This window comes from Nostoc sp. 'Peltigera membranacea cyanobiont' 232 (assembly GCF_002245985.1).
GTDB lineage: Bacteria > Cyanobacteriota > Cyanobacteriia > Cyanobacteriales > Nostocaceae > Nostoc.
Window position 1 is genome coordinate 1 of sequence record NZ_NOLK01000240.1, and the last position, 7,698, is coordinate 7,698.

The window sequence follows — 7,698 nt, forward strand, 5'->3', positions numbered from 1 at the left end:
ACTGATTGTAATTTGGAATTGATTTGACAAATTGCTGAAGATTTTCTGCAACACCTACTGTCTCTAAATAAATAGCTTTCAATCTACAATATCAACTCGCTTTAATGCAGCCATCAATTCTGTCATAAACTCAACAAAGACGCGAACTTTAGCACAGAGATAGCGTTTTTGCGGGTACAACACGGAGATCGGTAATCCAACTTGGGTCGCGTAGGATTGAAGAATTGGTTGGAGGTCTCCACGCGCGATCGCTTTGGCTGCGATAAATTTGGGAAATTGAACTACACCAGCTCCTTGAATGACTGCCTCTAAAATGACTTCTGAATTATCGAATCGCAGATAACTCTCAACACAAAGGTCAATCGCTTTTCCATCTTGTTCAAACTTCCATTTAGGCTCTCGCCCAGTCTGTGGATAGATAAAGTTGACACAGCGATGCTGCAAAAGTTCTGTGGGTATTGTGGGCGTGCCATACTGAGCGAGATACTGCGGTGAGGCACAAGTGATGTAGCGTAGTGTGCAGTTGCCAGATGGTGCATGATTAAACGGCTATCACTGCTCATTCCAATCCGCACTGTCGCGTCAATGCCTTCCTCAATCAGATCGATCGTGCGATCGTTAAAAGAAACATTCAGATTTAGCTTTGGATATTGTGTGACAAATTGCAGCAGAGCCGGAGCGATATGTATTTTGCCAAACACAAAGCTCAGATCGAGCCGCAATGTTCCGAGGGGCATTGATTGCGATTGTTTGACTTCGAGTTCGGCTTCTTCCAAATCGTTGAGAATTTGCTCAGAGCGTTGATAAAATCGGTTGCCATCTTCGGTCAGGGTCAAACTGCGAGTTGTTCGCTGGAGCAAGCGCACCCCCAAGTCATCTTCCAAGCGCAATACGGCTCGACTCACAGCTGAAGGAGCCATACCTAAGTGTCGTGCTGCCTCCGAAAAGCTGCCAGATTGAGCGGAGCGGATAAAAATCATCAGGCTTTTGAGCTTGTCCATTAACCGAAACGCATCTTTGAATTTTTTGCACAACTGTTTTGAATTTTAACTACTTTTTCTTTTTTTCTGCACAAGCTACTGTTTAGAGAAGATAAATTTCAAATACACAAACAGCATAAAAAAACAGACATGACACAGCAAACAACAGCAGAAAAAATTATTTTAGTCACCGGAGCCACGGGCAATCAGGGTGGCGCAGTGGCGCGTCATCTTTTAAAGTGCGGTAACTTCAAGGTACGTGCTTTTGTGCGCGATCCAAACAAGTCCGCGGCCCATGCACTCCAACAAGCGGGGGCAGAACTCGTCGCCGGAGATTTCAGCGATCGCGCGTCGCTCGATCGCGCTCTGCAAGGTGCTTATGGTGTTTTTTCATTGCAGACTTTTCTCAAAGAAGGCGGATTATCAGCCGAGATCCGAGATGGTAAAAGCGTTGCAGACGCAGCTTCATCGGCAGGTGTCGAGCATTTCGTCTACAGTTCTGTGGGCAGCGCCGAACGCAACACGGGCATTCCCCATTTCGACAGTAAATTTCAAGTCGAAGAGTCCGTTCGATCGCTGGGCTTGCCCTACACAATCATGCGTCCAGTTTTCTTCTTTTACAACTACGCCTCAATGCGTCCAATGGTGGAGCAAGGCACTCTCTCCCAACCGCTCAGTCCTGAAACAAAATTGCAGCAACTTTCTGAAGAAGATTACGGAGCAATGGTCGCTGAGGTATTCGATCGCCCCGCCGAGTTCTTGAACCGCGAAATCGAAGTCGCCAGTGTGGAGATGACGATGCCAGAAATCGCTGCCGCGTTCAGCCTCGTGTTGGGCAAAACCGTCGAATACCAGCAAATTCCGTTTGAAGCGTTTGAGCAGCAAGCTGGGGAGGAAGTGACCATTATGTATCGCTGGTTTGAGAATATCGGCTACGGAGCGGATTTAGCACAGTTGAAACGTGACTTTCCTTCCTCAAGCGACTTTGAATCCTATCTGCGCGACCACGACTGGACAAAACCAGATTAAAGCGCGTTCGATGTCAGGTCAAAAATGTGAATTGACACAATTTACTATTCTTCAGTCAATGACCTAAAAATCAGACATAAACATTGAATGATATCTATTTGACGCTCTTGATTTTGAATAAGACTCGTCCTGAATAAAACTGGGACGAGTTTTATTTTTTCGGCTCTCCTAGACTAGTTATAGAAAATTAATACTTGATATCAGGTTAAGTCCTTATATAGTAAGGGATTCAAGAATCAGAAAGCATATTTTTATTAAATCTTTGATTCTGTTTGAGCGAAACCTAGTTACATCAGGTGTTTTAACTGTTTTTTAGTATTAATTTATCAAACGAAGTCTGGGAGAGCCAATTTAGTCCTCCTGGAGTCAGAATGCAAGACGTTAGCGTTAGCTATCGGTGTGTAGATGTATTTCACCAATAAAAGTTCTAAGCTAAAAGTAGTAAAGTATCTTCAAAAGAGAAAGTTTATGTCTCAAGTTTTGATTGGTACAGAAAATGGTCTTTTCCAATTAAAAAGTGATAACACAGTTGTTGAAGTTGAATCTTCCCCGCAAAGAGTGAAATTTCTGGCAACAAAGGGTCTGAAGGTTTATGCGTTGACAAGAGAGGATTCACTCTGGTGTCAAACAGAAAACGCTCCTTGGAAGATAGTTCACCCAAAACCAGTGAAAGAGGAAGTTTGGTCATTTGCAATTGATCCTCATCTGACGGGGCGACTTTATTTAGGAGTGTCACCAGCACTGCTTTATCAAAGTGATGATGGAGGAAAAAATTGGAAAGGGTACGAATCAATCCGGCAAATTCCAGGTTATGAGCAATGGACTTTTCCGCCACCGCCACATATTCCTCATGTTCGCGACATCGCACCAGATCCGAATAGAGATGGTGTTTATATTGGGGTTGAAAAGGGAGGAATCTATATAAGTCACAACCAGGGTGAGACTTGGGATAGCCTGAACGAGGGATTGTATTGGGATGTGCATACAGTTGTCCCTGTTGGTGATGGTTTGCGGTTATATGCAACGACTGGGAACGGTTTTTATCGCAGTGATGATGGAGGTCAGCACTGGCGACGGATGATGCAGGGACTAGAGCGTAATTATACTGTAGCTTGTGTAGTATCTAAGTCACAAACAGATTTAGTTTTTGTTGCGGCGGCTGCAAGTCCCCCACCGACTTGGGCGCTAGGAGCAAATGCTGGACTATATCGAAGCTTAGATGGTGGTGAACACTGGCAACAACTTGAACAGGGATTGCCGTCAAAGTTTGATGTTATGGTTCGGGTTTTAACGTTGGATACAGCAGGCAGGATTTTTGTTGGTGCTGGCGATCAGCTTTTTACAAGTGAGGATCTGGGAGAAAACTGGCAGTTAGTAGCAGAAAAACTGCCTAACATTCAAGCATTGGCTATAGTCTGAACCAGATTGCCCGAATTTCTCACTCATCGGGTGGGAGGTGGTTCGTTGTCTACGACACGCTGCGCGAACGTCCTCCTGCCTCCTGAAAGTTAGAGTCTGTTTGAAAAGTATATTTGGCATACTGAATGCAGTGAAGTAAAGAATCTCGATTCCAACGAAAAATCGTGATTATTCGCTTCACTTCGCTTTGTTCAGAATGATGAATTATAACTATCTTGGACTTTTCAAACAGACTCTATCTAATGTATATCTTCAGAAGATGACGGTGAAATGGATGGATTAGAGCCAATCTCTTCAGGTTTAGAATTAAAGGGTGTTTTCCCTTCCCAGGAATAATTGCATATTTTAGTATGAAGCAGTGTTCCAAATGTGATATTAATTACAAAGGCAAAAGAATCTACGAAAATTATGTCTATAGCCCGATTAATCATGAGTCCCTCTTCAGTTGATGAAAACATCAATTAATGTTTGAGTTGGAATTGTCATTTGACTACACAAGGCATAATGATTATTCCAGAAATCTCCAGCAATACTTAGAAAATAGCGATGTTTTTCTAATTACATATATGAAAGGTATTGTGATGATTAGGGATTAGTTTGTGTGCCGACACAAGATTTGAGGTTTAAAATCTCAATATCAATCTGATGAGATACAACTATTGTAGAAATATCTGACACAATCACTCATGAAAAAAGTCATGATTATGACCATGACTTGAGCCACAAAATATCGGTTTAGCCAGTTGTTATGGATTGATAAAGTCTGGACGATTCTCATCATCATAATATGCCAAAGGATATATACCACAGACTAAAAAATGTTCATCGGATTTCACCCCATGATAGTTAGAGCAACCGATACAAGCGACTGGTCTAAATACTTGTTCGTCAAACTCGAAATCGAATCGACTGAGGAATTTATCACTCAGTTTAATAATGATAATGATGAATTATCCTATAATTTTGACTTTGATGAGTGGATTGGAGAAGCTCGAATGTTGGCACATTTACAACAAACATCTGATATGAAAACCTCACTGATTCTGCCGGGACAACACCTGTTTGGAAAGCCAAAGCAATTGCTGATCCGTTATTCCAACTTTCATCAATCCATTGACAGTTTGCAAGAGGTAATCAGCACAAGAACCAAGCTCTCCAGATGCTATTGCAATGCTGTTAATCGTGGTTTCTAAGGAAATCTCACCAGTATATGCACGATGCTGGCGATTAACCACAAAGGTAATCGCTGGCAATTGTTGAATACCGTCAAACACTCTCACCCAACGTGGGATATAACAACCAACTACCATTTCCCGTCGCCAAAGCAGTGGTAGTTCCGATGATACATCAACCGCAGCGATTCGGTAGGCAATACCTCGACAACTACCACCACTATCTAGACCTAATATAATACTAATCCTCGATTTTCTGGTGTACCGCGACCTTGAGGTACCCACAGGCAAAAACGACGATGCCAGCCGTATATTTTACCAATCCGTTGTTCTGCAAAATTCAAGATAGGATTCCAAATTAGAGAACCATATACAAACAACCAAATATCAGAATTGGGCTGATGTTGTCGAAGTGTTTGGTTGAGTGATTCTTCCAACTGAGCTTCACTTAATATAACGCCAGTTCCAGACTGTATGATTGTCTGTTGCAAGCGTCTAGATTCGAGATCAAAACGTGTTAGTGACAAGATAATAAAGTGGTCTTTACTTTATTCAACCCATAATCATAATACTATGGTATCGGCATTTAATAACCGGGAGATCAAGCAAAGTCTAATCTTTAACAGAGTACCGTGGTTTAAGTCCCCCGGTTCAATAACCGGTAAGTTTTGGGTCGGGGTCTAAACCCCCGTCACAAAACTTACTTGCGACTTGCGACTTGCGACTTGTTTTAATCGTTTTTAGTATATTTACAACACCAACACGCAGGGCAATCCGCTTATACTTGTTTGCATCGTAGGGTATACCTGTATGCATGACTTGGGAGTTATCCCAAAACACAATATATCCTCTTTGCCAAATATGGGCATAAGCTAGCCTACAGTATAGATTTACCTACCCCACTAATAATTTATCTCCCACCAATCCCGGAAAAAACTTACTCCAAACACTTTGCTCTTTTGTCCCTAATTCTTCTGTTCCTAAAACATTCTCCAGCCCTCGCTAATTACTCTGAATCTCTCGTATATTGAGAGCGTAAATAATTTGGGCTAACTCTGGATTGTCTTCTAACTGTACAGTGACTTTTTATTTGTCGTTATGCCAAATTAATGTCGTTGGGGTGTAAAGCTTGCACTCAAAGAGCATTAAGCTTAGAAGTAGCACTGGGAGTTTACAACCTACATCAACACGGCTTTGTTGCAAGCCTAAAGTGGGTAAGGCTGAACTCGATGACACGGATTTGTCTCAACGTAATTTAATTAGTCACTGTACAAATGGCTTAGTGGTATTTGAAGATTTGTTGATGGCACTGGGCAAAACAAATATATCGATAGTGAAAGAGAGCGACCTAACTCTTGAAAATTTGCGGTTACTAGATAAAGTTTGGACGGGAGAAAATATGCGAGTGTTTGAATTAATTGCCATCTTGGAAAAAGATGGCGAAGGAAATTTTTAATCAAGATGCGCTCGCTACGGCAATTGTGCGGATTCATGAAGTTAGCTGATTAATAAGTCCCGCACAAACACGGATTCATTCCTGCTGCCTTTCAGTAAAACTGCATTATACAAGTTTTGAAGGTGGATTTATGGCTGATACTACAATGCTAGATAACCGTATAAATAAGCAAATAAAATTTGAACCATTAGAAGCGACAGTAGCAGCAACAGAAGAAGAGTCAGTAATATTAGCTGAAAAGCTCACACAGGTGGCAATTCCTTTATCCGTATTGTTACAAGCACTGAATCTAGCAAAACACGATAAGGCAGCAGCTTTCCGCTACGCTGACAAATATCTAAACAATATCAAAAACTCGAAATGGGTTATTATCAAAACGGCTTGAAATTTTCCGATTAAACCCTCGGTTAGATATTTTTCTCCTGATATAAACTCTCAGTTTTGATTATTCCAGGATCATTTTTCCCCATCATGGTCAACAACTTTACAAGCCTTACCTCTGTATCCTGCGTCCTTGACAATATGATTCAGTTTTAAGGCAGATTCTAACGCTTCAGTTCTATCAGGCAAATTGGTTAACACATCCGCTTTTGTGCCAGAGTTAGATTCTATATAAACTGAGTAAGTCACTTTAATCCCCATTTGTCTTTATCTCTTATTGCTCTACAGTCAAATTCCATATCTTGCTCAAAAGCTATAGTTAATATTCAATTAAATGATTTTCTATAGTGAATCTTGCATAATTTAATGCTTTTTCTAGTGACTCTTCCCCGTATGAGCGGTCTTTATAGCTATCGACTACTAACTCCAAACTAGAATTTCTGATGTAGTAGATATAAGAACCTACATCGTAGGGATCTGGTTGGTAATAGGTAACGATTATTTCAAACCCTTTATGGTTCTCGTGTGCCTCAATTGTGTTACCTTTAAATTCAAGTTGATTAGGAATTTTCACAAGTAAGTAATCATTTTTGGTTTTTGATCAGTACGGCGCTCTAGCTTGTTATTAAAAGGAAAAGATGCTGAGATTAACCTCAAAACAATAAAATACTCAAGGTCATCAATGCCAGATTTTTAAATGAAATTACCCTGCAAAGTAATTCTAGTTTCAGATTCTAGAGTTATTTTAACGTTGGGTTGAATTGTATTTATTAATTCTTGCAAATTATCCATCTTAATTGGGGAAGTGGGACTCCCAATAGAACTATCAAGTTTAGCGGGAGAGGAATTTATTCTGATATTAGAATTGTCCGTTAAGACATCATTATTTGTATTCATAGCCGTCAGCTTTGTGTATGGTTTTCAGATATTTAGGATGAACACCAAAGTTTTGTTCCAAAGTGTGCAAAACAAAACTAGGGCGAAACTTAATTGCAATTCTGCCTGTATAAATTCCGGCAAATTTACCAGTAGGAATATGAGCTTTGACAATATCACCAGTAGTAAAACCCTGGAAATACTTAATTACCTCCCAATCCCGGAAAAAACTTACTCCAAACACTTTGCTCTTTAGGGGAATGGCACTAAGAAAAGCCGAAACACTTGTGGTTAAGCAGTTTGCAACTGCTTTCGTAATTCGTGCCGAGGTTTCGTCATTAAGGGGTATGCTTTCGGGCGACGTTTACGAACTCGTGGTTCACTA

10 protein-coding genes and 2 pseudogenes are annotated in these 7,698 nt (G+C 40.9%); 4 read left to right on the forward strand and 8 right to left on the reverse strand.

Annotated elements, in window-relative coordinates:
* Positions 1–78 precede the first annotated feature (78 nt).
* A complete protein-coding gene (locus CDG79_RS45695; RefSeq protein WP_442946282.1) occupies positions 79–507 on the reverse strand; it encodes a substrate binding domain-containing protein in 429 nt (142 codons plus the stop codon).
* 20 nt (positions 508–527) lie between these two features.
* Positions 528–1,001: pseudogene (locus CDG79_RS37520) on the reverse strand (LysR family transcriptional regulator); the annotation flags it as partial.
* A 129-nt stretch (positions 1,002–1,130) separates the two neighbouring features.
* On the opposite strand from CDG79_RS37520, the gene CDG79_RS37525 reads away from it, so the two are divergent.
* Complete coding sequence (locus CDG79_RS37525; RefSeq protein ID WP_094346617.1) at positions 1,131–2,009, forward strand: NmrA/HSCARG family protein; 879 nt, start codon at positions 1,131–1,133, stop codon at positions 2,007–2,009.
* Positions 2,010–2,477: 468 nt separating this feature from the next.
* Positions 2,478–3,428 (forward strand): WD40/YVTN/BNR-like repeat-containing protein, encoded by a 951-nt coding sequence (locus CDG79_RS37530; RefSeq protein ID WP_094346618.1) that lies wholly within the window; start codon positions 2,478–2,480, stop codon positions 3,426–3,428.
* A gap of 1,034 nt (positions 3,429–4,462) precedes the next feature.
* Here the strand turns inward: CDG79_RS37530 and CDG79_RS37535 are convergent.
* From CDG79_RS37535 to CDG79_RS41765, 3 genes and pseudogenes are all read right to left on the reverse strand, one after another.
* Positions 4,463–4,885 (reverse strand): gamma-glutamylcyclotransferase, encoded by a 423-nt coding sequence (locus CDG79_RS37535; protein WP_262985876.1) that lies wholly within the window; start codon positions 4,883–4,885, stop codon positions 4,463–4,465.
* Positions 4,831–5,091 carry a gamma-glutamylcyclotransferase gene (locus tag CDG79_RS45085; protein WP_262985877.1) on the reverse strand — a complete coding sequence of 87 codons (261 nt, stop codon included), beginning with the start codon at positions 5,089–5,091 and terminating at the stop codon, positions 4,831–4,833. The genes CDG79_RS37535 and CDG79_RS45085 overlap by 55 nt, the downstream gene beginning before the upstream one ends.
* Before the next feature lie 160 nt (positions 5,092–5,251).
* Positions 5,252–5,470: pseudogene (locus CDG79_RS41765) on the reverse strand (TauD/TfdA family dioxygenase); the annotation flags it as partial.
* Between the two features lie 340 nt (positions 5,471–5,810).
* Here CDG79_RS41765 and CDG79_RS37545 point away from each other — a divergent pair.
* Together CDG79_RS37545 and CDG79_RS37550 are read left to right on the forward strand one after the other, a co-directional pair.
* Positions 5,811–6,056 carry a hypothetical protein gene (locus tag CDG79_RS37545; RefSeq protein ID WP_094346619.1) on the forward strand — a complete coding sequence of 82 codons (246 nt, stop codon included), beginning with the start codon at positions 5,811–5,813 and terminating at the stop codon, positions 6,054–6,056.
* Positions 6,057–6,186: 130 nt separating this feature from the next.
* Positions 6,187–6,441, forward strand: coding sequence for a hypothetical protein (locus CDG79_RS37550; protein WP_094346620.1), 255 nt, complete (start codon positions 6,187–6,189; stop codon positions 6,439–6,441).
* 71 nt (positions 6,442–6,512) lie between these two features.
* Here the strand turns inward: CDG79_RS37550 and CDG79_RS37555 are convergent, their stop codons facing one another.
* The 3 genes from CDG79_RS37555 to CDG79_RS37570 form a co-directional block, all read right to left on the reverse strand.
* Complete coding sequence (locus CDG79_RS37555) at positions 6,513–6,698, reverse strand: hypothetical protein (RefSeq protein WP_094346621.1); 186 nt, start codon at positions 6,696–6,698, stop codon at positions 6,513–6,515.
* A gap of 58 nt (positions 6,699–6,756) precedes the next feature.
* Positions 6,757–7,011, reverse strand: a complete 255-nt coding sequence (locus CDG79_RS37560; protein WP_094346622.1) for a hypothetical protein — start codon at positions 7,009–7,011, stop codon at positions 6,757–6,759.
* A gap of 309 nt (positions 7,012–7,320) precedes the next feature.
* Positions 7,321–7,557 (reverse strand): hypothetical protein, encoded by a 237-nt coding sequence (locus CDG79_RS37570; RefSeq protein WP_223278581.1) that lies wholly within the window; start codon positions 7,555–7,557, stop codon positions 7,321–7,323.
* Positions 7,558–7,698 lie beyond the last annotated feature (141 nt).

Excerpts from the sequence above, each read along its gene's own strand:
- CDG79_RS37525 (WP_094346617.1), top strand. The coding sequence starts at position 1,131 with ATGACACAGCAAACAACAGCAGAAAAAATTATTTTAGTCACCGGAGCC.
- CDG79_RS37530 (WP_094346618.1), top strand. The coding sequence starts at position 2,478 with ATGTCTCAAGTTTTGATTGGTACAGAAAATGGTCTTTTCCAATTAAAA.
- CDG79_RS37550 (WP_094346620.1), top strand. The coding sequence starts at position 6,187 with ATGGCTGATACTACAATGCTAGATAACCGTATAAATAAGCAAATAAAA.
- CDG79_RS37555 (WP_094346621.1), bottom strand. The coding sequence starts at position 6,698 with ATGGGGATTAAAGTGACTTACTCAGTTTATATAGAATCTAACTCTGGC.